Raw genomic sequence first — 21,789 nt, forward strand, 5'->3', positions numbered from 1 at the left:
GCGGCTTCCGCTAATTAAACTTGGACGTCCCCTCGGCCCACTGCTTGGTGATATTGAAATAGAGCCTGAACGTTCTGCCGGTTTTCGGATCCCTGACGCCCATCTGATCGTAGATACCGCGTTCCCCTCTCACCAGCGACTGATCGACGATTTCCAGGCCCTGCAGCTGCAGAAAGGCGCGCAGCTCCTGCGGGCTGTAGGTGTGATAGGCGGTCTCCATGGTTTTGCCGTTGCCGGTGGAGCGGATCGCGGCCATAAAGCCGTCCAGGGCGAACCTGTGACTTTCACCGGCCTCCCGGTTGCCGGCCTTCGCATTGCAGGTCATGCCGAGGAAGTGGCCCGAGAGGCTGGTGTAATTGGCTTGCACGATTTCTGCGGCGGACCCTGCGCAGGCGGTCCAGTCGCCCTTTTGCATCTGCTGGATACCGGACTTCACTACCTCGTAGAGCGGGTCGGTATAGGGCGCGTAGCGGGCGGAAGTGGTGTATGCCTCGCGCACGCGCTGGAAATCGGCAATTCCGGCCCGGTTGCCATTCTGTTGCAGCTCCGCCAGTGCCTGTTGATACCAACCGCTGTTCGAATTTCCGCTTTTTAACCTCGCGCTGCGCGTTGCTGCTGCAGTGGGTGCTATGGCTTTAGGCGAGAGTGCCGCGTCGGTTTTGGCTGGCGGTGTAGTGGCGCAAGCGGCGAGAAATACGAAACTGGCGAGTACAAGGTATTTCATGCTGCGGCTCCTGCAGTTGCCTGGGAGATTGCTCATGGCTAGTGGTTCAAGCGATAAATTCGGTAACTAAACCTCACAGCCACAGGCTCCGGGGCAAGGCGAAAAAGCGCAGGACTAGCAGGGCTAATTCAAGCTTTTTCAACGCCGCACCGGGGCCTGTGGCGAAGAGATCGGTTACTGAATTTACCGCTTGGACCACTAGGTTGCGACCGGACATCCATTGCGCCCGACGGTTATCCCTGAAAGTCGCGCAGTACGGCGAGGAAAGCATCGCCAAAACGCTCCAGCTTGCTGTCGCCGACGCCGGACACGGCCAGCAGTTCGTCCCTCGTTTGTGGGCGCGCACTCACCATGCCGCGCAGCGTCGCATCGTGGAAGACCACGTAGGGCGGCACGCCGTGCTCGTCCGCCAGCTGCTTGCGGTAGGCGCGCAGGGCGTCCCACAGCGGTTCGTCGGCGGGGGTTAAATCCGCGGCCGCTGCGGTGCGGCGGCTCTCCGCGCGCGCGGCCTGCGGTGGCAGCTTGCGCAACTGAATGGTTTCCTCGCCGCGCAGCAGCGGGCGGCAGGCCTGAGTGAGGTGCAGGCTCTGGAATTCGCCTTCCACTTCGAGATAGCCGCGCACCACCAGCTGGCGCACGACCGCGCGCCATTCGTTGGCGGTTAGATCGGACCCGATGCCGTGGGTACTGAGTTGATCGTGACCGAACTTGCGCACCTTCTCGTTTTCCGAGCCGCGCAGCACATCGATCACATGGGCGGCGCCGAAGCGCTGGCCGGTGCGGTAGACGCAGGACAGCAGCTTGGCCGCGGCCTGGGTGCCGTTCCAGGTCTCCGGCGGTGTCAGGCAGCTGTCGCAGTTGCCGCAGGGCTGCGGCAGCTCCTCGGCGAAGTAGCGCAGCAGCGCCTGGCGGCGGCAGCTGGTGATCTCGCAGAGCCCCAGCATGGCATTGAGGCGCGCGCGCTCCTGGCGCTTGTGCTCCTCGCTGCCCTCGGAGGACTCCACCATCTGCCCCAGCTTGACCACATCCTCGAAGCCGTAGAGCAGCAGCGCGGTGGACGGCTCGCCGTCGCGCCCGGCGCGGCCCGTCTCCTGGTAATAGGCCTCGACGCTTTTCGGCAGGTCCAGATGGGCGACGAAGCGCACATCCGGCTTGTCGATGCCCATGCCGAAGGCGATGGTGGCGACGACGATGATGCCCTCATCGCGCAGGAAGCGGCGCTGGTGCTCGGCGCGGGTCTGGGCCGGCAGGCCGGCGTGGTAGGGCAGGGCAGTGAAACCCTGCTGGCACAGCCACTCGGCGGTGCTCTCCACCTTGCTGCGCGACAGGCAGTAGACGATGCCGGCGTTGCCCTGCTGCTCGCTGCGCAGGAACTGCAGCAGCTGGCGGCGCGCGTTGTCCTTCTGCGCGATGCGGTACTGGATATTGGGGCGGTCGAAACTGCTGACGAAGTGGCGGGCGTCTTCGAGATCCAGGCGCCGGGCTATCTCGGCGCGGGTGCGCTGGTCGGCGGTGGCGGTCAGCGCTATGCGCGGCACGCTGGGGAACTGCTCGTGCAGGCAGTTCAGCTGCAGGTAGTCGGCGCGGAAGTCGTGGCCCCACTGGGATACGCAGTGGGCCTCGTCGATCGCGAACAGGGACAGCTGCACCCGCTGCAACAGCGCCAGGGTGCGGGGCTGCAGCAGTCGCTCCGGGGCCAGGTAGATCAGGTCCAGCTCCCCGTGCAGCAGGGCCGTTTCGATATGCTGCGCCTCGTCGAAGGGCAGCGAGGAGTTCAGGAAGGCGGCGCGCACGCCGGCGGCCTGCAGCGCCTCTACCTGGTCCTGCATCAGCGCGATCAGCGGTGATACGACCACGCCGCAGCCGGGGCGGGCCAGCGCCGGTATCTGGTAGCAGAGGGACTTGCCGCCGCCGGTGGGCATCAGTACCAGGGCGTCCCGGCCGGCCATCAGGGTGTCGATAACTTCTGCCTGCGGGCCGCGGAACTGCGTATAGCCGAAGACGTGCTCTAGTATGTCTTGTGGGGAGTTCATAGGGGCGGAGTATACCGCGGGCCGGGGGGCTATGTGGCGGTGTCATCTTCTGGGTCGGTCGTCGATCCATGGCTAAAAAATGGACAATTTCGCGCTACCGGTTTTGTGATGGGGTTCACAGGTTTATAATCGCCCGATTACAGCGATAGGCTAAGGATAAGGCTATGCATACTTCGATAATGATGTCTTTGCTGTTTGTGCTCGGTATTGCGGGTCTCGCCGGATGCGCGACCACAGCCCCACAGACACTGGTGCAGTCCGCCCTGGCAGACACCCATCTGGGCTGGCAACCTGCGCCGGAGAACCAGCTCGCCTTCTCGGTGGCGACCGCCACCGGCATAGCGCGGGTGGAATTGCGGCCGCTGCCGCGAGAACTGCACACCCTGACGCTGGAACTTCCCGGCATGCGCAAGGTGGAGGGCGTGCAGTGGCGCGGCGATGACGGCGGGCACTCGATGCTGTTCGATGGCTCCGGCGGTCCGGATGGCGTCAGCCTGCAGAGCCGCGGGCACGGCTTTCGCCTGCAGATCAAGGGCGCCGCGCTGGATCTGGTGCGCGGTGGCGGCATGCTGACGGTGATTGATTACTATCGCGGCTGAGCAAATCCCTATCGGCTCGTCATTCCGACCTGCGCCGGAATGACGAAAAAATACTGTAGGGGCGGATGGCCGCCCCGCCGCTCCTACAAATCAGTGCTCGAAACCCAGCCCCTGTGGCCGGATCAGGTACAGCTTCGGCCAGTACTTGCCCGTTACCCAGAGCCCGTTGCGGGCCCTGTCCCAGGCGATGCCGTTGGCGACCGCATTCATATCGCGGGCGTCCGGCGCCAGTTCCCGCAGGTCGATAACCCCCCGCACTTCACCGCTCGCCGGATCTATGGCGATGATCCGCGTGTCCTGCCAGATATTGGCCCAGATCAGCCCCTCGGCGTATTCCAGTTCATTCAGGTTCGACCACTTTTCACCGCCGCCGCGGACTTTGAGCCGGCGCTTGACGGCGAAAGTGTGCGCATCGCGAAAGGTCAGTTCACCGCTGCCGTCGCTCATGATCAAAAATTCGCCATCGCTGGTCAGCCCCCAGCCCTCGCCGGCGTAGTGGCGCAAGCCCAGCGGCGACAGGTCGCTGGCGCGGTAGACCTGCAGTTCACCGGCCTTCCAGGTGAGCAGGAACAATTTGTCATCGAGTACGGTCAATCCCTCTGCGAAACGGTTCCCGGCCAGCCATTTGCGCCTTACGGGATTGGCGCCCGGATCGGTATACTCCGCCAGCCAGGATCGCCCGTAGTGGCCGCTGCTCTCCCACCAGCGCTGGCCGTCGAAATAGAGTCCCTGGGTAAAGTGATCCCCGGGCCGGCGGCGCTCTTCCAGCGTGGTGAAGGGGGTGTCCGGCAGCCTGGTTTCTGCGGCGGCAGCGAGCGGCAGCAGCGCGAGCAGCAGCAGACTCCATTTTTGCAGTAACAGATTTTGCATCGAGAGATTATGACCAGAGTTAAAACGTTTATTACCTTGACCTTGCTGGGCGGGCTGGCGGTGGTGCTACCCATCGCCATCTTTATCTTGTTGTTCCAGTGGCTGTTCGGCCAGATCAGCGAACTGGTCGCGCCGGCGGTCGTCTGGCTGGAGGCGCACACCGAGTTCAAGGATACCCTCGCCAGGCTGATGGTAATAGCGCTGATACTGGGCGCCTGTTTCCTGATCGGCCTGCTGGTCAAAACCAGTGTCGGGCGCTGGATGCACCGGCACGTGGATCACTGGCTGGGCCGCCTGGCGCCGGGTTACAACACCATCAAGGATCTGGTGCTGCAGTTTATCGGCGGCGGCGCCGGCGAAGGGGTGCTGGCGGGGCCGGTGGCGCGGGTGCGTATCCACGGCGCGGACAATCCGCTGTCGGTCACCGCGATCGTCACTTCCCAGCACGCCAACGGCGATTTCACCGTCTATGTGCCCACTGCACCGGTGCCGACATCGGGATTCGTGTTTCACGTGCCGGCCGACTGCGTGGAGATTCTGCCCAATGTGACCGTGGAGGCGGCGATGAAATCCATCGTCGCCTGCGGTTCCGGCAGCGGCGCGCTGCTGGCGCCTCCGCCGCAGTCTTAGAAAACACCCTGTAGATACGCTGTTTCGGGCCAAGTTGCAGTTCAGTCGTCATACCTGCGCAGGGCCCGTGCCGGACTTGATCCGGTACCGCTATCCAGTTCGGTGGCACCTGGATTCCGGCCTGCGCCGGAATGACGACAGTACTCTGTAGGAGCGGCCGTTGGCCGCGATCAGTCTTTTCTACGCAGTGAGATCGATCGCGGCCAACGGCCGCTCCTACAGGAGAGATCCATTTCAACTCCTGCGGTTCTTGCCCAGATCGCGAATCGCGAAGCGCGCCGGGTGCAGCGCCTTTGCCAACTCGGCGGAAACCGGCATCACTTCCCCGCACAGCCAGGCGGCGAGCACTTCTGCCGCCAGCGGCGCATAGGTAAAGCCCCGCGAACCGAGGCCGCCCAGCACATAGAGCCCGGGCTGGTAGTTGGCTCTCTGTGGTATCAGGAATTTGCGGTTCTTTCTCAGGTCGGCGTAGGTCGAATCGATGGAATCCCAGTCGGGCACCGGCCCGGCCATCGGCAGGTAGTCCGGCGTGGCCGCACGCAGCGCCGCGCGGCCACGCAGAGGCTGGGAGGCGAAATCCGCGGCGAATTGCGGCAGCAGTTCGGCGAGGGTGTCGAGATTCTCCCGGTGCTCCTCCTCGCGCAACTCGGTTTGCGTTTCCTTTAACTTGAAGGTGGCGCCGAAGCTGTGCTGCCCGTTGTGCGCGGGAGCGATATAGCCCTCGCCGCAGAGCGTCGTCTTGAGCTGTTGCGACTGTGTGCTCGCCGCGGCGCTGGAAACCTGCCCGCGGATAGGGCGCAGGGGCAGGGCGGCGGTCTGCCCGAACTGGCGGATGCCGTTCGCGCTGCAGATGATCACCGCATCTGCGGAGTACTCCTTATCCGGAGCGCGCAGCCGCCAGCCGTTTTCCCCAGCAATTAATTGCTCGATTTTAATACCGCAGTGCAGCTGGATATTGCCGTGCTGCAGCAGCGTGGCGCACACCTTCTGCGGTTCGAGCCAGCCGGCGGCGGGAAAATAGAGCCCGGCAAAATCCAGTGGCACGCCGGCAATGGCGCTGGCCTCTGCCGCGTCTACCGCGCGGGCCAAGGATTCAGCTTTGTGAAAGGCCAGCCAGTCGGCGATCTGCTGCTGCAGCAGCTGTTCCTTTTCGTTCTGCGCCAGCTGCAGTAGGCCGCAAAAATGCGCGTTATCCGCGCAGTATTCGCGGTAGTAGCGCAGTGCGTACATCAGTGCGTGCAGGTTGAAGTCGCCGTTGGGGCCGGGTTTCGGCGACAGCTTCGCGTAGAGAATGCCCTGGTCATTGCCGGAGGCACCGGCGCCGGGTTGGGGCCCCTGGTCGAAGACCTGGACCTCGAGGCCGCGCTCGGCCAGGGCGCGGGCGGTGGTGGCGCCGGAGATGCCGGCGCCTATGACGGATACCTTTGTGGTTTGACGGGGAGATCGATCGCGGCCATGGGCCGCTCCCGGCCGGACCGCTCCTACAACGGCTTGATCCTGCAGCTGTAGGAGCGGCGGGGCGGCCATCCGCCGGTGGCCGCGATCGGACTGTCCACCCGGCAGATGCCAGGGCGTCGAAGAGATTTTTGCGGGCTCGATCCGTTCTAGCTCACCCCGCAACATCTCCCGCTTGCGCCCGAACCCCGGCACCTTCGTCAGCGCGAAGCCGGCCTCTTTCAGGCCGCGCCTGACCAGCCCGGCGCAGGTAAAGGTGGCAAATGTCGCACCCGGCCTGCTCAGGGCGGCGATATTTTCAAACAGCTCAGGCGTCCACATGGCCGGGTTTTTCGCGGGCGCGAAGCCGTCCAGGAACCAGGCGTCGACTTGGCGATCGCGACTGTCGTCTTCCAGGCGCAGCGAGCGGAAGGCCTCACTGGCCTCGCCGATCACCAGCGTTAACGAGACCCGGCCGAAGTGCAGCCGGTGTGCGCCCGTCGCCAACAGCGGCGGGTACTGGTCCATCAGCGGTTCGGCGAGCGATTGCAGTTGCGGCCAGAGTGCCAGCGCCCGCCGCAGGTCCCGGGGGTGCAGCGGGTACTTTTCCACCGAGAGGAAATTCAGCTGGGCGCTTGCCGGTGCTGTCCGTATCCAAAGATCCCAGGCGGCGAGGAAATTGAGACCGGTGCCGAAACCGGTTTCGCCGACGGTGAAGGTAGCGCCGTCACCCAGCGCCGCCCAGCGCCGCGGCAGGTCGTTCTGCTGCAGGAAGACATAGCGGCTCTCTTCCAGACCGGAGGCGGTGGAAAAGTAGATGTCGTCGAAGGCGCGCGACAGCGGCTGGCCGTCGTCGCGCCACTCGATATCCGCGTGGTGCGTCTTGTCGCTCACTGCGCCAGGCCGAATTCACGCATGATTTGCGCACACCACTTGTCGAGGCGCTCGTCGCTCAGCTCGAATTCATTCTCGTCGTCCAGTGCCAGGCCGACGAAATGCGAACCGTCTTCGGTCAGCCCCTTGGATTCCTCAAACTGATAGCCTTCCGCCGGCCAGTAGCCGACTGCGCGCGCGCCGCAGGCCAGCAACTGAGAGTGCAGGTAACCGAGCGCGTCCTGGAACCACTGCGGATAGCCTTCCTGGTCGCCGAGCCCGTAGAGGGCCACGGTTTTTCCGTGCAGATCGAGCTGCGCCAGTTCGTCCCAGATATTTTCCCAGTCCTCCTGCAGTTCGCCGTAATCCCAGGTGGGGATGCCGAAAATCAGGAAATCGTACTGTTCCGCCAGTGCGATATCGTCTTCGGCCACGTTGTGCACGTCTATCCACTCCGCGCCGATACGGTCGCGGATTTTTTCCGCGGTCATCTCGGTGTAGCAGGTGCTGGAGCCGTAAAAGAGCCCTATCGGGGCCGGGGATAAATCCATAACAAATAACTATTGGGTCAGGGCGCCGGCAAAACCCAGCTGGCGCCAGGCTTCGTATATGACCACGGCGGCGGCGTTGGAAAGATTGATGCTGCGGCTTTCCGGGCGCATCGGGATGCGCAGCGTGTGCTCGGGCCCCACCTGGGCGAGAAACTCCGCCGGCAGGCCGCGGGTCTCGGGCCCGAAGACGATGGCGTCGCCGGGCCGGTATTCGATGTCCGCGTGGCCGCGGTGCCCCTTGGTGGACAGCGCCAGCACGCGGGCCGGTCGCTCGCTCTCCACGAACGCCTGCCAGTTCCGGTGCCGCAGCACGCGACTGTACTCGCTGTAGTCCAGCCCCGCGCGACGCAGGCGCTTGTCGTCCATCGCGAAGCCCAGCGGCTCGATCAGGTGCAGCTCGGCGCCGGTGTTGGCGCACAGGCGGATGATGTTGCCGGTGTTGGGGGCGATTTCGGGCTGGTAGAGGACAATCTTGAACATTGGCTGGGAAGTACAAGCGCCGGTGGGAGCCTGCCCCACAGCGAATTAGTTGGGCGCCCGCAGGCGCCCAAAGGTATCCGAATATTTAATCGCCAGCTGGGCTGGCTCCCACTGAGCGTGGGCGCGGATTATACCGCGGGGGTCGCCGTTTCGCAGTCGATTTCCACGCCCAGCTCGTCGGCGATTTCATCCAGCTCGTCGCGCAGGCCGTCCAGGTCCATGTCCTCCGCCACGCTGATAGTGCACTCGGCGGTGAACAGCGGCTCGCCGCTCCAGGGGGTGCTGCTGTAGCCGGTCTCCAGCTGTTCCATGTTGATCTGGCGCGCCGCCAGGGCGCGGGAAATCTCGCGCACGATACCGGGACGGTCATTGCCTACCAGCTTCAGGGTCACTGTCTGCTGCTTGCCCGTCGCCACCGCCAGCGCTTCTTCCACCACCAGCTTGTATCCTTTTCCCGCCAGTGCGGCGAGCGCGTCCTTGAGTCCCTGGCAGGAGTCGCTGGGCACGCTGACGCGCAGGATACCGGCGAATTTGCCGGCAAAATGCGCCATGCGGCTGTCTTCCCAGTTGCCGCCGTTTTCCGCTACCACGGCGGAGAGCTTCTCCACCACGCCGGGCTTATCGTCACTGATCAGGGAAATAACGAGATGCTGTTGCATGGGTATTCCTTTGCTGCAGAAGGGACGGTTACACTGCATTGTATCTGATAACTCTATCAGCTGGTCGTAAAGCCGTTATCTCCTGCGCGTTTGCCAGATAACTTGCGGAGGGTCCGTCGATGAAGGTACATGCAGATTTGTGCGTAATCCCTGTCGGTGCTGGGGTTTCTCTGGCGGACTATATCGCGGAGTGCCAGAAGGTACTGCAGGAGGCGGGCCTGGCGCACCAGGTGCACGCCTATGGCACCAATATCGAGGGAGAGTGGGATGAGGTCATGGCGGCGGTCAAGCGCTGCCACGAGCGGGTTCACGCCATAGGTGCGCCGCGCATCAGCACCAGTCTGAAACTGGGAACTCGCACAGACCGCGAGCAGTCATTACAGGATAAGATCGACAGCGTGCGATCGAAGTTGGAAAAACGAGAAAAACTGGGAGAGTGAATATGAAACTAAAGCAAATGCTGATGGCACTGGCATGCACGGCAGCGGTTGCCGGGACTGTTGAAGCCGCCGATCTCAAGGCGGTCATCGAGGGAGAGCACCGCACCGAATCCTACGCCGCGCGCGACCAGTACCGAAACCCGGCGGAGACTCTGGAGTTCCTCGGCATTGCGCCGGATATGACCGTGGTGGAAATCTCCCCCGGCGGCGGCTGGTACACCGAAATCCTCGCGCCCTACCTGAAAGATAAGGGCACCCTCTACGCCGCACATTTCCCGGCCAACAGTGAGTCCAGTTACTTCCAGCGCTCTCTGGACGGATTCAAGCAGAAACTGGCCGCCGACAAGGGCAACTACGGCAAGGTCAAACTCACCGAGTTCGATCCGGCGAACGGCAGTGAAATCGCACCCGCCGGCAGCGCCGATGCGGTGGTCACCTTCCGCAATGTGCACAACTGGATGCGCGGGGACAACGACCAGAACGCGTTCGACCAGTTTTTCACCGCGCTCAAGCCCGGCGGTGTACTGGGCGTAGTCGAGCACCGGGCCAAGCCGGGCACCAGCCGCGAGGACATGATCAGCAGCGGTTATGTCACCCAGGATCATGTGATCGCGCTGGCGAAAAAAGCGGGCTTCGAGCTGGAGGGAACCAGCGAAGTGAATGCCAACCCGAAGGACACGGCCAAGCACCCGAAGGGTGTCTGGACACTGCCGCCGGTACTGAGTCTCGGCGACCAGGACAAGGAGAAATACCTGGCCATCGGCGAGAGCGACCGCATGACGCTGCGTTTCCGCAAGCCCAAGTCTTAACCTTTCTTTTTGTAGGAGCGGCGGGGCGGCCTTCCGCCCATGGCCGCGATCGAGGTTGCTAGAATAGGCACCGATCGCGGCCATGGGCCGCTCCTACTTTGATCGTCAGTAATTTTATGATCATCCCATTCCGACAACTGGACCCCGACACCCTGCAGAACCTGCTGGAGGAGTACGCCACCCGCGACGGCACCGACTATGGTGAGCGCGAGGTGGGCCTGGCCGACAAGGTGGCCAGCCTGCGCCGCCAGCTGCAGTCCGGCGAGGTGGTGATCTGGTTCGAGCCCGGCGAGGAGTCGGTCAACCTGGTCCTGGCGCGGGATATCCCGAAAGATGTCTGACCTGCTGATCGACAGCCCTGAGCCAATGATTAACAGCCCTGAGCCATGATTAACAGCCCCGCCAAGCCCCGGGCCCGCTTCCTCTTTGCCCACGGCGCCGGCGCGCCGATGGACAGCGATTTTATGCAGGCCATCGCCACCGGGCTCTGCGCGCGCGCCATCGAAGTTGTGCGCTTCGAGTTTCCCTATATGGCCGAGCGGCGCCGCGGCGGAGGCAAGCGACCGCCGAATCCGATGCCGCAGTTGCAGGAATCCTTCCGCGAGCAGATCGAGCTCGCCGCGCAAAGGGCGGGCAATTTGCCACTCTATATCGGCGGCAAGTCGATGGGGGGCAGGGTGGCGAGCCTGCTGGCGCAGGAGTATGTGGACAAGGGGACTGTGGCGGGATTGGTGTGTCTGGGCTATCCGTTCCACCCGCGCGGCAAGCCGGACAAGCTGCGTACCGAACACCTGCTGGCGCTCAGCTGCCCGGCGCTGATCGTGCAGGGCAGCCGCGACCCGCTGGGCAATGCGGAGGAAGTGGCTGGCTACGACCTGCCGTCATCCATTCGCGTGGCGTGGCTCGAGGACGGCGACCACGACTTCAAGCCAAGGAGAGCCAGCGGCTTTACCCGGGAGCAACACTGGCAATCGGCGTCGGATGCTATAGCGGCGTTTATCCAGCCATCTCCAGAATCGTAATCCGCTCCTCGTCAACGAGCACCGGCGCCAGCAGCGCCATCTGCGCGCGGCGGTCCTCGCTGGTATACCAGTGCTGCCAGTGCAGTTCCGACTGCCACTTGGACAGGGTAAAGCGCCGCAGCGGATTGCCCTTCTCGATAAAGGTCTGCCCCTCGACAAACCCCACGGTGCGGTAGGCGTGCGTCAGTATCTTGCGCGCCGCTTCCTCATAGGTGGTCTGCATATCCGGGGCAATTTCCCGCTCAATCAAAACGTAAATCATCTTCTACTCTTGATCAGCTGATGGTCACAGTCGATTCTAGCGCGGCTGCTCCCGGAAAAGGTGGGCAATTTGGCCGGCCAGTCAGGTAAAGTTGCAGATGACGTCAGCGGGCAATTGCTGGAAAATGGCGCCATGAAGTCAGATCACACTCTCGATGCCCGCGGCCTGCTGTGCCCCGAGCCCGTCATGATGCTGCACGCCGCGGTGCGCAAGGTGGCGGCCGGCGAAATACTGCAAATGATTGCCACCGATCCCTCCACCCAGCGGGATGTGCCCAAGTTCTGCCAGTTTCTCGGCTACGAGCTGGTGCACCACGCCGAAGAGAACGAAGAGTTTATCTACTGGATCAGAAAGGCCGAGTCCTAACCCACTAGCACCCACTGGCATTTTTGTAGGGGCGATCGCCCCCCCAAGGTCGGGTGGGGGACATTCTTAATGCGAAGGACCTGATGCCGGGGGCTGTTTGCGGGACTGTCGGCGAGAGGGATCTCGCCGACAAGCCTCCAGGGATGGATTCACGGCGTGTCCCGCAAACAGCCCCCGGCAGCAGGGCCGTCACGATCTGGTTTCCAGGTTCCGAGTCGGGCCCCAACAAAAAAGGGCGAACACAGAGTTCGCCCCTAGGGTTTCTGTTCATGCGGTGCCAACAGCGCCCTACGGAGAAGTCACCAGCGCCGCGATGGCCGCCAGTGCCTCCGGGTCTTCGGATTTGATCTTGTTGGCGATATGGTGCTGAAAGAAATAGCGGAAGCCCTTGGCCTCCTGCGCCGGGTAGAGACACAGGTCACCGGGCAGTACCGGGGTGGTTTCCACTATGTCGTGATCGATCAGCATGCCGTGAATCTCCCCGCTGGCATACAGCCGCCAGCTCACGACTTCGGTGAGGGTCAGGTTCTCCCGCGGCTCGTCCATAAACACCGCGTGGGTGCCGATGGTATCGGGGATCTCCTGTAACACCTCCTCGGCCTTGCTGCTCTCGTACTCGAAATATTCCGCCGCAGTCTCCAGCTCGACGATTTTGTGAATGGGGGGCTCGTGGAAGATTTCTTCGATGCCCGGATCATAGTAACCCTCAAAGCGTCCGTCTAAGGGGTCTCTGATGTCGGGACAGGCCACGATGGAGTTTAACCAGGGAACGAGGCCAACGACCTCGCCATTCGCTTTCAGGCCCCAGCACAGAATTTTCAGGCTGTAGAGATCAGAGCCGCTGGAGCTGTTGGAGTAGAGCATTTCCAAGCCGTCTAGCTCCGGCGACAGGCGGATGAAGCGCCTGCTCGCAGAAGTTTCGATCGGCTCGCCGGTGAAGAGGTCAACCACGTTACTGAAACTGTGGTCGGTCATGGAGCACCTCCTTGCAGGGCCGGTTGTATACCGTCTCCATCCAGAAGATGTTGCGTGCCGCGAGAGCCCTATCTCTGAATGAAGACTGGGGCAGGAGGGCGTTTGACTGCTTATTCCCCCCTGGGGAATCCGGTCAAAGGGCAGGGGCCCCCTTTCCGGTGTCCCTGTAACTAAAGGTATATGCTGAATTGCCGAAATACAACTGGCGCTTTAGCTCCCTTGCCTGCTTTTCTTCGACTTTGATCCTGGCGGTGGCGTTGATATAGTCCCCGCCTTTGTCGCTCCCGGAGAACCCCTTGTCCGCCCCCTGTCTCGAACTGGCCCAGACCACTGCCGTTGAGCCGCTGGCCGACCGCATCGCGGCGGTGTTCGACCGTTGCTTCGCCACCCCGCGCGGCCTCAATACCCGCCTGTGCGGGGGCCACGACGAGCCGTTTTACCGGCCTGCGGGGAAGGAGTTGCGCTACCACCGGGTGGAATTTACCCGGGACTACCCGGCCAGCGCCCTGCACGAGGCCGCCCACTGGTGCGTGGCGGGTGCGGCGCGGCGCCGGCTGCCGGACTACGGCTACTGGTACGCGCCGGACGGTCGCTCGGACGCCCAGCAGGCGGAATTCGAGCGGGTGGAGGTCAAGCCCCAGGCGCTGGAGTGGATCTTTGCTCGCGCCTGCGGCCTGCGCTTCCGGGCCAGTGCAGACAACCTCGAGAGCGGCCTGGGGCCCAGCGCCGGCTTCAAGCGCGCCATCTGGCGGCAGGTACGGGATTACTGCGAACTGGGCATGAATGATCGCGCGCGACGCTTCGCCCGCGCCCTGGCCCTCGAGTTCGGGCGCCCGGACCCACTGAATCCGAGCCTGTACAACCTGGCGGAGCTGGCGTGACAAGAGAAGCTGGCGTGACAAGCGAAGCGACATACCTGATAGACGCCTCCGTCTATATCTTCCGCTACTACTTCGCCCTGCCGCCCAACTGGACCAGCCGCTCCGGCTACGCCACCGAGGCGGTCTATGGATTCACCAACTTCCTGCTGGAGATGCTCGCGCGCCGGCCCCGCCATATCGCCTGCGCCTTCGATGAGTCCCTCGGCAGCTGCTTCCGCAACGAGCTCTACCCGGACTACAAGTGCAGCCGGGCGCTGCCGGACGAGGCGCTCGCCTACCAGCTGGCCGCCTGCCGGGAGATGGCCGAGGCGCTGGGTATCGCCAGCTTCGCCAGCGAGCGCTACGAGGCGGACGATATCCTTGCGACCCTGAACCGCCTGTGTCTGGATCAGCAGCCGATTATCGTCAGCCGCGACAAGGACCTGGGCCAGCTGCTGGACCGGGGAGCCGTGTCCCTGTGGGACTTCGCCGCCGATAAACACTCAGACGCTGCCGCGATCCAGGCCAAGTTCGGCGTGCGCCCCGGCCAGATTGCCGATTACCTGGCCCTGGTCGGCGACAGCAGCGACGATATTCCGGGCGTGCCGGGTATCGGGTCCAAGACCGCGGCGCGGCTGCTGGCGGAATTCGACGATGTCGAGTCGCTGTTGCAGCAGCTGAAGCGGGTGGCCGAATTGCCGCTGCGCGGTGCGGCCGGTATCGCCGCGCGCCTCGGGGAGCACGCGGAGCAGATTGGGCTGGCCAAGCGCCTGGCGAGCCTGGAAGAGAATATTGAACTGAACATAGCGCTGGCCGACCTGCGGCCACAGTTGGTGGGCGTCGCGGTGGCCCAGGCGCTGGCGGACGAATTCGGCATCGGCGGTCTCAAGGCTAAAATCGGACGGACACTCGCCGCCGACAACAGGGAAATGGTGTGACACAGGCAAAGCTGACGATCGTCGCCGACGAGAATATTCCCGCGCTGGAGGAGTACTTCGGTGACCTGGGCAATTTGATCCGCGCACCCGGGCGCACGCTGAGCCGCGACCAGCTGGCAGGCGCAGACATACTGCTGGTGCGCTCGGTAACCCGGGTGAACGAAGCGCTGCTCGAGGGCACGCCGGTGCGCTTCGTCGGCAGCTGTACCATCGGCACGGACCACATGGATACCGACTGGCTGGAAGCGCAGGGTATTGCCTGGAGCGCCGCGCCCGGCTGCAACGCCAACTCGGTGGTCGAATACGTCTTCTGTGCGCTGGCCACCCTGGGGGTGGACTGGGGCGGGCGCAGCTTTGGCATCGTCGGCTGTGGCAATGTCGGCGGCCTGCTGCAGCGGCGTCTGCACGCGCTGAATATCCCCTGCGCCGTCTACGACCCCTGGCTGCCGGACAACCCGGATGCCGCGGATCTGGACAGCGTGCTGCGCCAGGACGTGATCTGCCTGCACGCGCCGCTGGTTAAGGGCGGCCCCCACCCCAGTTTCCATATGATCGGAGCGGAGCAGCTGGCGCAGATAAAGGACGGCGCGGTCCTGATCAGCGCCGGCCGCGGTGCCGTGGTGGACAACCGCGCGCTGCTGCAAGCGCTGCGCGAGGGCCGGCGTTTCACGACGGTGCTGGATGTCTGGGAGAATGAACCGGATATCGATACCGAACTTCTGGAACTGGTAGATATAGGCACGCCGCATATCGCCGGCTACAGCCTGGACGGCAAACTGGCGGGTACGCGGATGATTCGCGAGGCGCTGGAAGGAGCGGGAATCTTCAGCTCCCCTCGCCCATCGATGGGAGAGGGGTTGGGGGAGAGGGCGCGCCCGCGGAGCCGGCGCGATGCCGAGCTGGAGCTCGGCGCTCCCAGCGCTAACTTTTCCGCAATGGCCGAGCTGCTGCTGCAGATCTACGATCCGCGCGACGACGACCGCCGCCTGCGCGCAGCCGCACAGAGCGATACCCCCATGGCGCAGGCCTTCGACCAGCTGCGCCGCGAGTACCCGGAGCGCCTGGAGTTCTCCCACTATCGAGCCGACGCCGCCGCTCTGGCGGACACACAGCGGCAGCAACTGGCAGTACTGGGCCTGGAGTGAGAGCGACGTGCAACTGAAGAAACTCGGGCTGATTATCAATCCCTGGGCCGGGGTCGGCGGTCCCGCCGGCCTCAAGGGCAGCGACGGTGCCGAGACGGTGGAAAAGGCGCTGGCGGCCGGCATAGAGCCGCAGTCGCACAGGCGCGCGGCCACGGCGCTGGCGGCCCTGGAACCCTTTCGCGGGCAGCTGGAGATCCTCTGCTTCGCCGGCAATATGGGCGAGGACACGGCGAGGGAATTGCAGTTCTGCACCAGCGTTGTCGGCCGGGCCGAATCCGAGCCGTCGACGCCGGCGGATACCGAGCGCGCCGCGGCGGCGATCCGCGCCGCCGGCGCGGACCTGATTGTCTTTGTCGGCGGCGACGGCACCGCGCGCAATATGGTCAACGCCCTCGGCGACGATTTCCCGGTGCTGGGCATACCCGCCGGGGTGAAGATGCACTCGGCCTGCTTCGCGATTTCTCCCCGGGCCGCCGGCGAAGTGCTGCGGCGACTGATGGCCGGCCAGCTGGTGGACCTGCACGAGCGCGAAGTGCGCGATATCGATGAAAAGTCCTTCCGCGAGGGGCGCGTCAGCACCCGCCACTACGGCGAACTGCTGGTACCGGAGGAGGGCCACTTCCTGCAGGCGGTCAAAAACGCCGGCCGCGAAGTGGAGGAGCTGGCGGTGGCGGATATCGCCGCCGATGTGGTCGAGGAGCTGGATCCGGACACCCTGTACATCGTCGGCCCAGGTTCCACGACGCTGGCGGTACTGGACGAGCTGGGACTCGAGGGCACCCTGCTCGGCGTGGATCTGCTGCGCGACGGCGCGCTGGTCGCGGCGGACGTGAGCGCGCCGGAAATCGAGCGGGCCATCGCCGATCACCGGGGCCCGGCAAAAATCATTCTCACCGCCATCGGCGGCCAGGGCCACCTGATCGGCCGCGGCAACCAGCAGCTGTCGCCCAATGTATTGCGCGCAGTGGGGCGCGCAAACCTGATCGTCGTCGCCACCAAAACCAAAATCACCGAACTCGGCGGCCGGCCGCTGCTGGTGGATAGCGGCGATGCGGCGCTGGACGAACAGTGGAGCGGATTCATGCGCGTGATTACCGGCTACCGCGACACGATTCTGTATCCGCTCAGCAATGGAGACGTATAAGCAGTGATGGCGACGAACTGGCAGGCCCTGCTGGAGCAGGTCGAGAGCAAATTGCGCGAAGCCAGCCCGGACAGCCGGCGCTTCTTCCACGGCCGCGGACGCTGCTTCCCCGGCCTCGAGCAGGTTTGCGTGGACAGCTTTTCTCCGGCGTTGCTGGTCACTTTTTTCGAAGAGTACGAGGGCGAGGAGGCGCTGTGCGAGCAGCTGTGGCGACTCGCCGAACCCTGTGGCTACCAGGGTATTGCCGCGCAGCGGCGCTACTTGCAGGGCGCGCCGGTGGAGTGGCATTGCGGCCAGCCGGTAGCGGCGCCGCTGGCGCGCCGCGGCGCACTGAAATTCCCGCTGACGTTTGAGCGGCAGAATGTCGGCTTCTTCCTCGATATCGAACCGGGCCGCCGCTGGCTGGAACAGCAGGTGGCGGCGCATGCCGGCACCGGGAATCTGAAGCTGCTGAATCTGTTCGCGTTTACCTGCGCCTTCTCCGTCGTCGCCCGCGCCGCCGGCGAACTGGAAATCCTGAATATCGACGTCAACCGCGGCGTGTTGAACCGCGGTCGCGAGAATCACGAGTTCAACAAGCTGCCATTGAAGGGCATCAAGTTTCTGCAGATGGATGCGCTGCGGGAGTTCAAACGCTTCGATCGCCGCGGCCCCTTTCAGCTGGCGATCGTGGATCCGCCCACGCACCAGAAGGGCCGCTTCGATGTCAGCCACAATTACGAGAAGCTGCTGCAGCAGTTGCCGGCCTGCCTGGCGGAGGAGGCGGACCTGCTGGTGGTGATCAACTCACCGCGCTACAGCGAAGCGCAGTTTCGCGCATTGATCCAGGGCGCTGACAGCCGCTTCGAGGTGGTGGCGCGTTTGCCGCAGAATCCGGACTTTCCCGACCGGGACCCGGATGCGGCGCTGAAGATGCTGCACGTCAAATTCCGCCGCTAGCGATTTCCAGATTCTGTAGGAGCGGCCCATGGCCGCGATCGATGTCCGAAGTCGGCGGAAAGATCGTTCGCGGCCATGGGCCGCTCCTACGGCATGCTTTCGTCGTTCCGGCGAGGCCGGAACCCAGATGGCGCAGGCCGGATACCTGTGCCGGATCAAGCTCGGCTAGACGTTCCTAATACACGTCAGATTCCGCCGCTAGGGATTTCCCAAACCTGTAGGAGCGGCCGTTGGCCGCGATCGATGTTTGAAGTCAGCGGAAAGATCGTTCGCGGCCATGGGCGGATGGCCGCCCCGCCGCTCCTACATTGGCTTCCGGGCTGCGTAGGGTGCGCCGTGCGCACCAATGGGAAGTGGCGGTGCGCACGGCGCACCCTACAGCGTGGAAAACTCCCGCATCAATCCCTCCATCAGCGCCTGCAGCTGCGGCGAGGAGCCGTTGCGCACGGCACTGTCCAGCAAATGCGCATTGCTCTCGCCATCGTCGTTTTTATTCACCAGCAACAGAAATCCGCGGTGGCTCAGCACCGCCTCCTCCATCGCCTCCTGCCGCACCAGCTGGGAGAAGTGGATATAGCCGCTGTGCTTCAGCCAGGTCATGGCGCCGAGGCAGGCGAGGTGGCGCGGCGAGTGCAGTCCGAATTCATCCGGTGTATCGGGCCCGGCGATATCCTCCACATAGACCGTGGCCGGCGCCGGGAAATTGTGGAACAGCGCCAGCAGGGTCCTGCCGGCGTCGCGGTAGAAATCGTGGATGTGCAGATCGTCGAGCATGGGAACTATTGGTTCTGTCTAGGTAGGGTGCGCCATGCGCACCTTTCTATGTAACACCAAGGCTGCTGGAGTCTGTATCAGCTCTGGCCGGTGCGCACGGCGCACCCTACTGCGTATAGCGCTCCAAGAATTGTCCGAGGCGCTCGATCGCGTGGGACAGCTCGTCGGCGCGGGGCAGGAAGACGATGCGCAGGTGATCCGGCTCGTCCCAGTGGAAGGCGCTGCCCTGTACCAGCAGGACCTTTTCCTGGCGCAGGAAGTCCAGCACCAAGCGCTCGTCGTTCTCGATCTTGTGGCGATCCAGGCACAGTTTCGGGAACAGGTAGATGGCGCCCTGTGGTTTGACACAGCTGACCCCGGGAATGTCATTCAACATCTTGTAGGCCAGGTCCCGCTGCTGGCGCAGGCGGCCGCCGGGCAGTACCAGGTCATTGATGCTCTGGTAGCCGCCCAGCGCCGTCTGTACCGCGAACATCGCCGGCACATTGCCGCACAGGCGCATCGACGACAGGATATCCATGCCCTCGATAAAGCCCCGGGCGCGCTGCTTGGCACCGCTGACGATCATCCAGCCGGAGCGGAAGCCCGCGAGGCGGTAGGATTTGGACAGGCCGTTGAAGCTCAGGCAGAGCACATCCTCGGCCAGTTTGGCCATCGGCGTGAATTCGGCGTCATCGTAGAGGATCTTGCTGTAGATCTCGTCGGCAAAGATCACCAGGCCATGCGTGCGGGCAACTTCTACAATTTCTTCCAGCAGTGCGCGCGGATAGACGGCGCCGGTAGGGTTGTTCGGGTTGATGACGACGATGCCGCGGGTGCGCGGGGTGATCTTGGACTTGATGTCTTCGATATCCGGCAGCCAGCCGGCGCCCTCGTCGCAGCGGTAGAGCACCGGGTGGGCGCCGGTCAGGTTGGTGGCTGCCATCCACAGCGGATAGTTGGGCATCGGCAGCAGCAGTTCGTCGCCGTTGTTCAGCAGCGCCTGGGTGGCCATGGTGATCAGTTCGGAAACGCCGTTGCCGAGATAGATATCGTCTATATCGACGCCCGCGATGCCGAGTGTCTGGCTCTCCTGCATAATGGCCTTGCGCGCGGCGAACAGGCCCTTGGATTCCACATAGCCCTGGGCCTGGGACAGGTTGTGGATCACGTCCTGGATAATCTCGTCCGGGGCGTCGAAGCCGAAGGGGGCCGGATTGCCGATATTCAGCTTGAGAATACGGTGGCCTTCCTCTTCCATGCGGTAGGCCTGTTCCATCACGGGGCCACGGATTTCGTAGCAGACGCCGTGCAGTTTTTCCGACTTGAGAATGTCCTTCATGGTGGCTGGGTAATCCTTCGGGGCGTTACGACTTTGTAGGAGCGGTCCGGCCGGGGGCGGCCCATGGCCGCGAACGGGCTGTAGGGAAACCGGGGCGTCCTATCGCGGCCATGGGCCGCTCCTACAGGAACTAAGTGGAGTAGGAACAGAGTATGTCAAAAGAAAAAGACGATAACTACTGGCGCGACAAGCTGACTCCGGAAGAATTTCACGTTTGCCGCGAGGCGGGCACCGAGCGCCCCTTTACCGGCGAATACTGGAACACGTTTGAGGACGGCGTCTACCGCTGCCGCTGCTGTGGCGAGGCGCTGTTCCACTCAGATGCCAAGTTCGAGGCCCACTGCGGCTGGCCCAGTTTTGACGCCGAGGCGAGCGCGGGCGTGGTGGAGGAGCGGGTGGACAACAGCCTGGGCATGCAGCGCACCGAGATAGTCTGTGCTAAATGCAACAGTCACCTGGGGCACGTTTTCCCCGACGGACCGACGGAGACAGGACTTCGATACTGTGTAAACTCGCTGTCGGTCAAACACGATCCCGCCAAAAAGGGAGCAGGGCAGTGAGAGATCCGCAGAGATTCAGGCACTGGAGCCGCTGGCTGCTGCGCGCGCAGTGGCTGCTGCTGGCCGCCATATTCCTCGCCGGCCTGGCACTGCGGCTGGAGCTGGTGCACTTCCGCCCGGTGTTCCAGGTATTCAAGTATGCCGGCCTGGCGGCCCTCGCGGTGGCGCTGATCAGCATACTGGTGTTTATCTGGGGGCTGGTGAAGAGGCACCCGCAGAGTCGTCACAATGCCCTCTGGGCGGTGGTACTGGGGCTGCTGCCGGTAGCGCTGCCGCTGATAACGGTGGGCAAAAGCAACTTCGATGTGCCCAAAATCCACGATATCAGCACGGATCTACAAAGCCCGCCCGAGTACCAGGCAGTGCTCTCGCTGCGCCGGGAGGGCGACAACAGCCCGAAATACGCGGGAGAAGAGGTGGCGAAACTGCAGCGGGAAGCGGATATCTACGCGGACATACAGCCGCTGCAGCTGGAGATGCCGGTGGCGCGCGCCACCGAGGTGGCCGCGGCGGTGGCCGAGGACCTGGGTTGGCGCGTCGTGGCGCTGGAGCCGAAGCGCGGTCACCTGGAAGCCGTGGACAGGACACCGCTGCTCGGTTTCAGTGACGATGTGGTGGTGCGGGTGCAGGCCGAGAACGGCGGGTCGCGGGTGGATATTCGCTCCAGCTCCCGGGTCGGCATCAGTGACCTGGGTGCCAATGCCAAGCGCATTCGCAGTTTCCTCAGCGAGCTTCAGGCGCGCGCGGGAGAGGTGGAGTAGGGCGTGCCAGCGGACTGCTACTGGCCGGCGGTGGGATTCGGTAAGTGCCTGACTACAAAAGAAAAAAATACAAAAAAAGTTTTCGCCCGGGTGTTGACAGCCCCCCGGGTGCTACATAGAATGCGCCCCACTTCTGACGCAGAGCGGATCTTTAAGGCGACAGTCTTCAAGGTTTCGGAGCGAACAGAAGTAAGTCCGGGTCCCCTTCGTCTAGAGGCCTAGGACACCGCCCTTTCACGGCGGTAACAGGGGTTCGACTCCCCTAGGGGACGCCATTGCGGGAATAGCTCAGTTGGTAGAGCGCAACCTTGCCAAGGTTGAGGTCGCCGGTTCGAACCCGGTTTCCCGCTCCAGTTACCTACTTGTTGTAAAAAGACTTCCATGTCTTTTCACAACAAGTTGCGGAGCAAAAGCTGGCGCACAAAATCGCCTGGAGCGATTTTGGTCGGCCGAAGGCTGAGCCGCAGGCCAAAGCCTAGGACGGGCTTTGCAGTATGCGATTCTGCTGGTTTTACTCCGCTCGCGCCGGCCAAGGCCGGCGGGCGGTGCTCCTGCACCGCAAGATTTACCAGTAGCTTTCTTTAAGTTGCTAGTAGAAATGCCACCGACAGTGTGGCAGC

The 21,789-nt window shown here is 63.6% G+C and carries 25 protein-coding genes and 2 tRNA genes; 16 read left to right on the forward strand and 11 right to left on the reverse strand.

Features of this window, described 5'->3' with window-relative positions:
• Positions 1-10: 10 nt before the first annotated feature.
• Together RRF64_RS00235 and recQ are read right to left on the reverse strand one after the other, a co-directional pair.
• Positions 11-724 (reverse strand): DUF4919 domain-containing protein, encoded by a 714-nt coding sequence (locus RRF64_RS00235; protein WP_323843822.1) that lies wholly within the window; start codon positions 722-724, stop codon positions 11-13.
• A 233-nt stretch (positions 725-957) separates the two neighbouring features.
• A complete protein-coding gene (gene recQ / locus RRF64_RS00240) occupies positions 958-2,757 on the reverse strand; it encodes a DNA helicase RecQ (RefSeq protein ID WP_323843823.1) in 1,800 nt (599 codons plus the stop codon).
• Positions 2,758-2,921: 164 nt separating this feature from the next.
• Here recQ and RRF64_RS00245 point away from each other — a divergent pair, with 164 nt between their 5' ends.
• Positions 2,922-3,356 carry a hypothetical protein gene (locus RRF64_RS00245; protein WP_323843824.1) on the forward strand — a complete coding sequence of 145 codons (435 nt, stop codon included), beginning with the start codon at positions 2,922-2,924 and terminating at the stop codon, positions 3,354-3,356.
• Positions 3,357-3,446: 90 nt separating this feature from the next.
• Here RRF64_RS00245 and RRF64_RS00250 read toward each other — a convergent pair whose 3' ends face one another.
• Positions 3,447-4,226: a glutaminyl-peptide cyclotransferase gene (locus RRF64_RS00250; protein WP_323843825.1), complete on the reverse strand. Its 780-nt coding sequence runs from the start codon at positions 4,224-4,226 to the stop codon at positions 3,447-3,449.
• Positions 4,227-4,235: 9 nt separating this feature from the next.
• Here RRF64_RS00250 and RRF64_RS00255 point away from each other — a divergent pair, with 9 nt between their 5' ends.
• Positions 4,236-4,856 carry a DUF502 domain-containing protein gene (locus tag RRF64_RS00255; RefSeq protein WP_323843826.1) on the forward strand — a complete coding sequence of 207 codons (621 nt, stop codon included), beginning with the start codon at positions 4,236-4,238 and terminating at the stop codon, positions 4,854-4,856.
• Positions 4,857-5,090: 234 nt separating this feature from the next.
• Here RRF64_RS00255 and mnmC1 read toward each other — a convergent pair whose 3' ends face one another.
• From mnmC1 to RRF64_RS00275, 4 genes are all read right to left on the reverse strand, one after another.
• Complete coding sequence (gene mnmC1, locus RRF64_RS00260; protein WP_323843827.1) at positions 5,091-7,184, reverse strand: FAD-dependent 5-carboxymethylaminomethyl-2-thiouridine(34) oxidoreductase MnmC1; 2,094 nt, start codon at positions 7,182-7,184, stop codon at positions 5,091-5,093.
• On the reverse strand, positions 7,181-7,714 hold the full coding sequence (gene fldB, locus RRF64_RS00265) for a flavodoxin FldB (RefSeq protein ID WP_323843828.1): 534 nt from the start codon (positions 7,712-7,714) through the stop codon (positions 7,181-7,183). The genes mnmC1 and fldB overlap by 4 nt, the downstream gene beginning before the upstream one ends.
• Before the next feature lie 9 nt (positions 7,715-7,723).
• Entirely contained in the window at positions 7,724-8,194 is a 471-nt protein-coding gene (trmL, locus tag RRF64_RS00270; protein ID WP_323843829.1) for a tRNA (uridine(34)/cytosine(34)/5-carboxymethylaminomethyluridine(34)-2'-O)-methyltransferase TrmL, read from the reverse strand.
• Positions 8,195-8,322: 128 nt separating this feature from the next.
• Positions 8,323-8,853, reverse strand: a complete 531-nt coding sequence (locus RRF64_RS00275; RefSeq protein WP_323843830.1) for a glycine cleavage system transcriptional repressor — start codon at positions 8,851-8,853, stop codon at positions 8,323-8,325.
• Between the two features lie 119 nt (positions 8,854-8,972).
• Between RRF64_RS00275 and RRF64_RS00280 the strand changes: the two genes are divergently transcribed.
• From RRF64_RS00280 to RRF64_RS00295, 4 genes are all read left to right on the forward strand, one after another.
• Positions 8,973-9,293 carry an MTH1187 family thiamine-binding protein gene (locus tag RRF64_RS00280; protein ID WP_323843831.1) on the forward strand — a complete coding sequence of 107 codons (321 nt, stop codon included), beginning with the start codon at positions 8,973-8,975 and terminating at the stop codon, positions 9,291-9,293.
• A 2-nt stretch (positions 9,294-9,295) separates the two neighbouring features.
• The gene (locus RRF64_RS00285; RefSeq protein WP_323843832.1) at positions 9,296-10,102 is read left to right on the forward strand and encodes a class I SAM-dependent methyltransferase; all 807 of its coding nucleotides are present in this window, start codon (positions 9,296-9,298) and stop codon (positions 10,100-10,102) included.
• A gap of 116 nt (positions 10,103-10,218) precedes the next feature.
• A complete protein-coding gene (locus RRF64_RS00290; RefSeq protein ID WP_323843833.1) occupies positions 10,219-10,443 on the forward strand; it encodes a YheU family protein in 225 nt (74 codons plus the stop codon).
• A gap of 45 nt (positions 10,444-10,488) precedes the next feature.
• On the forward strand, positions 10,489-11,124 hold the full coding sequence (locus RRF64_RS00295; protein WP_323843834.1) for an alpha/beta family hydrolase: 636 nt from the start codon (positions 10,489-10,491) through the stop codon (positions 11,122-11,124).
• On the opposite strand, the gene RRF64_RS00300 is transcribed toward RRF64_RS00295, so the two are convergent.
• Entirely contained in the window at positions 11,099-11,386 is a 288-nt protein-coding gene (locus RRF64_RS00300) for an antibiotic biosynthesis monooxygenase family protein (protein WP_323843835.1), read from the reverse strand. The genes RRF64_RS00295 and RRF64_RS00300 overlap by 26 nt on opposite strands.
• 132 nt (positions 11,387-11,518) lie before the next feature.
• Between RRF64_RS00300 and tusA the strand changes: the two genes are divergently transcribed.
• On the forward strand, positions 11,519-11,752 hold the full coding sequence (tusA, locus tag RRF64_RS00305) for a sulfurtransferase TusA (protein ID WP_323843836.1): 234 nt from the start codon (positions 11,519-11,521) through the stop codon (positions 11,750-11,752).
• Between the two features lie 288 nt (positions 11,753-12,040).
• Here the strand turns inward: tusA and RRF64_RS00310 are convergent, their stop codons facing one another.
• Positions 12,041-12,727 (reverse strand): hypothetical protein, encoded by a 687-nt coding sequence (locus RRF64_RS00310; RefSeq protein ID WP_323843837.1) that lies wholly within the window; start codon positions 12,725-12,727, stop codon positions 12,041-12,043.
• A 296-nt stretch (positions 12,728-13,023) separates the two neighbouring features.
• On the opposite strand from RRF64_RS00310, the gene RRF64_RS00315 reads away from it, so the two are divergent.
• Genes RRF64_RS00315 through RRF64_RS00335 form a run of 5 tightly spaced genes read left to right on the forward strand, consistent with a single transcriptional unit; the run spans position 13,024 to position 17,753 of the window.
• The gene (locus tag RRF64_RS00315) at positions 13,024-13,608 is read left to right on the forward strand and encodes an elongation factor P hydroxylase (RefSeq protein WP_323843839.1); all 585 of its coding nucleotides are present in this window, start codon (positions 13,024-13,026) and stop codon (positions 13,606-13,608) included.
• Entirely contained in the window at positions 13,605-14,525 is a 921-nt protein-coding gene (locus RRF64_RS00320; protein WP_323843840.1) for a 5'-3' exonuclease, read from the forward strand. Before RRF64_RS00315 ends, RRF64_RS00320 begins: the two co-directional genes overlap by 4 nt.
• Positions 14,522-15,670 carry a DUF3410 domain-containing protein gene (locus RRF64_RS00325; protein ID WP_323843841.1) on the forward strand — a complete coding sequence of 383 codons (1,149 nt, stop codon included), beginning with the start codon at positions 14,522-14,524 and terminating at the stop codon, positions 15,668-15,670. Before RRF64_RS00320 ends, RRF64_RS00325 begins: the two co-directional genes overlap by 4 nt.
• A gap of 7 nt (positions 15,671-15,677) precedes the next feature.
• Positions 15,678-16,814: an ATP-NAD kinase family protein gene (locus tag RRF64_RS00330; protein ID WP_323843842.1), complete on the forward strand. Its 1,137-nt coding sequence runs from the start codon at positions 15,678-15,680 to the stop codon at positions 16,812-16,814.
• A gap of 6 nt (positions 16,815-16,820) precedes the next feature.
• A complete protein-coding gene (locus tag RRF64_RS00335; protein WP_323843843.1) occupies positions 16,821-17,753 on the forward strand; it encodes a class I SAM-dependent methyltransferase in 933 nt (310 codons plus the stop codon).
• Positions 17,754-18,128: 375 nt separating this feature from the next.
• Here RRF64_RS00335 and RRF64_RS00340 read toward each other — a convergent pair whose 3' ends face one another.
• Both RRF64_RS00340 and RRF64_RS00345 read right to left on the reverse strand, forming a co-directional pair.
• On the reverse strand, positions 18,129-18,527 hold the full coding sequence (locus RRF64_RS00340) for a hypothetical protein (RefSeq protein ID WP_323843844.1): 399 nt from the start codon (positions 18,525-18,527) through the stop codon (positions 18,129-18,131).
• 106 nt (positions 18,528-18,633) lie between these two features.
• Positions 18,634-19,848, reverse strand: coding sequence for a pyridoxal phosphate-dependent aminotransferase (locus RRF64_RS00345; protein ID WP_323843845.1), 1,215 nt, complete (start codon positions 19,846-19,848; stop codon positions 18,634-18,636).
• 152 nt (positions 19,849-20,000) lie between these two features.
• Between RRF64_RS00345 and msrB the strand changes: the two genes are divergently transcribed.
• The 4 genes from msrB to RRF64_RS00365 all read left to right on the forward strand — a co-directional run bounded on the left by msrB (position 20,001) and on the right by RRF64_RS00365 (position 21,522).
• On the forward strand, positions 20,001-20,408 hold the full coding sequence (gene msrB / locus RRF64_RS00350) for a peptide-methionine (R)-S-oxide reductase MsrB (protein ID WP_323843846.1): 408 nt from the start codon (positions 20,001-20,003) through the stop codon (positions 20,406-20,408).
• Entirely contained in the window at positions 20,405-21,169 is a 765-nt protein-coding gene (locus RRF64_RS00355; protein ID WP_323843847.1) for a DUF1499 domain-containing protein, read from the forward strand. The genes msrB and RRF64_RS00355 overlap by 4 nt, the downstream gene beginning before the upstream one ends.
• A 199-nt stretch (positions 21,170-21,368) precedes the next feature.
• Positions 21,369-21,444, forward strand: a tRNA-Glu gene (locus RRF64_RS00360).
• A gap of 2 nt (positions 21,445-21,446) precedes the next feature.
• Positions 21,447-21,522: transfer RNA gene (locus RRF64_RS00365), tRNA-Gly, on the forward strand.
• Positions 21,523-21,789: the final 267 nt, after the last annotated feature.

It is taken from the genome of Microbulbifer magnicolonia (assembly GCF_035117725.1).
In the GTDB taxonomy this organism is placed as follows: domain Bacteria; phylum Pseudomonadota; class Gammaproteobacteria; order Pseudomonadales; family Cellvibrionaceae; genus Microbulbifer; species Microbulbifer magnicolonia.

Bases quoted from the DNA above. Each gene is read 5' to 3' on its own strand.
- RRF64_RS00235 (WP_323843822.1), bottom strand. From the start codon at position 724: ATGAAATACCTTGTACTCGCCAGTTTCGTATTTCTCGCCGCTTGCGCC.
- recQ (WP_323843823.1), bottom strand. From the start codon at position 2,757: ATGAACTCCCCACAAGACATACTAGAGCACGTCTTCGGCTATACGCAG.
- RRF64_RS00245 (WP_323843824.1), top strand. From the start codon at position 2,922: ATGCATACTTCGATAATGATGTCTTTGCTGTTTGTGCTCGGTATTGCG.
- RRF64_RS00250 (WP_323843825.1), bottom strand. From the start codon at position 4,226: ATGCAAAATCTGTTACTGCAAAAATGGAGTCTGCTGCTGCTCGCGCTG.
- RRF64_RS00255 (WP_323843826.1), top strand. From the start codon at position 4,236: ATGACCAGAGTTAAAACGTTTATTACCTTGACCTTGCTGGGCGGGCTG.
- fldB (WP_323843828.1), bottom strand. From the start codon at position 7,714: ATGGATTTATCCCCGGCCCCGATAGGGCTCTTTTACGGCTCCAGCACC.
- trmL (WP_323843829.1), bottom strand. From the start codon at position 8,194: ATGTTCAAGATTGTCCTCTACCAGCCCGAAATCGCCCCCAACACCGGC.
- RRF64_RS00275 (WP_323843830.1), bottom strand. From the start codon at position 8,853: ATGCAACAGCATCTCGTTATTTCCCTGATCAGTGACGATAAGCCCGGC.
- RRF64_RS00280 (WP_323843831.1), top strand. From the start codon at position 8,973: ATGAAGGTACATGCAGATTTGTGCGTAATCCCTGTCGGTGCTGGGGTT.
- RRF64_RS00285 (WP_323843832.1), top strand. From the start codon at position 9,296: ATGAAACTAAAGCAAATGCTGATGGCACTGGCATGCACGGCAGCGGTT.
- RRF64_RS00290 (WP_323843833.1), top strand. From the start codon at position 10,219: ATGATCATCCCATTCCGACAACTGGACCCCGACACCCTGCAGAACCTG.
- RRF64_RS00295 (WP_323843834.1), top strand. From the start codon at position 10,489: ATGATTAACAGCCCCGCCAAGCCCCGGGCCCGCTTCCTCTTTGCCCAC.
- RRF64_RS00300 (WP_323843835.1), bottom strand. From the start codon at position 11,386: ATGATTTACGTTTTGATTGAGCGGGAAATTGCCCCGGATATGCAGACC.
- tusA (WP_323843836.1), top strand. From the start codon at position 11,519: ATGAAGTCAGATCACACTCTCGATGCCCGCGGCCTGCTGTGCCCCGAG.
- RRF64_RS00310 (WP_323843837.1), bottom strand. From the start codon at position 12,727: ATGACCGACCACAGTTTCAGTAACGTGGTTGACCTCTTCACCGGCGAG.
- RRF64_RS00335 (WP_323843843.1), top strand. From the start codon at position 16,821: ATGGCGACGAACTGGCAGGCCCTGCTGGAGCAGGTCGAGAGCAAATTG.
- RRF64_RS00340 (WP_323843844.1), bottom strand. From the start codon at position 18,527: ATGCTCGACGATCTGCACATCCACGATTTCTACCGCGACGCCGGCAGG.
- RRF64_RS00345 (WP_323843845.1), bottom strand. From the start codon at position 19,848: ATGAAGGACATTCTCAAGTCGGAAAAACTGCACGGCGTCTGCTACGAA.
- msrB (WP_323843846.1), top strand. From the start codon at position 20,001: ATGTCAAAAGAAAAAGACGATAACTACTGGCGCGACAAGCTGACTCCG.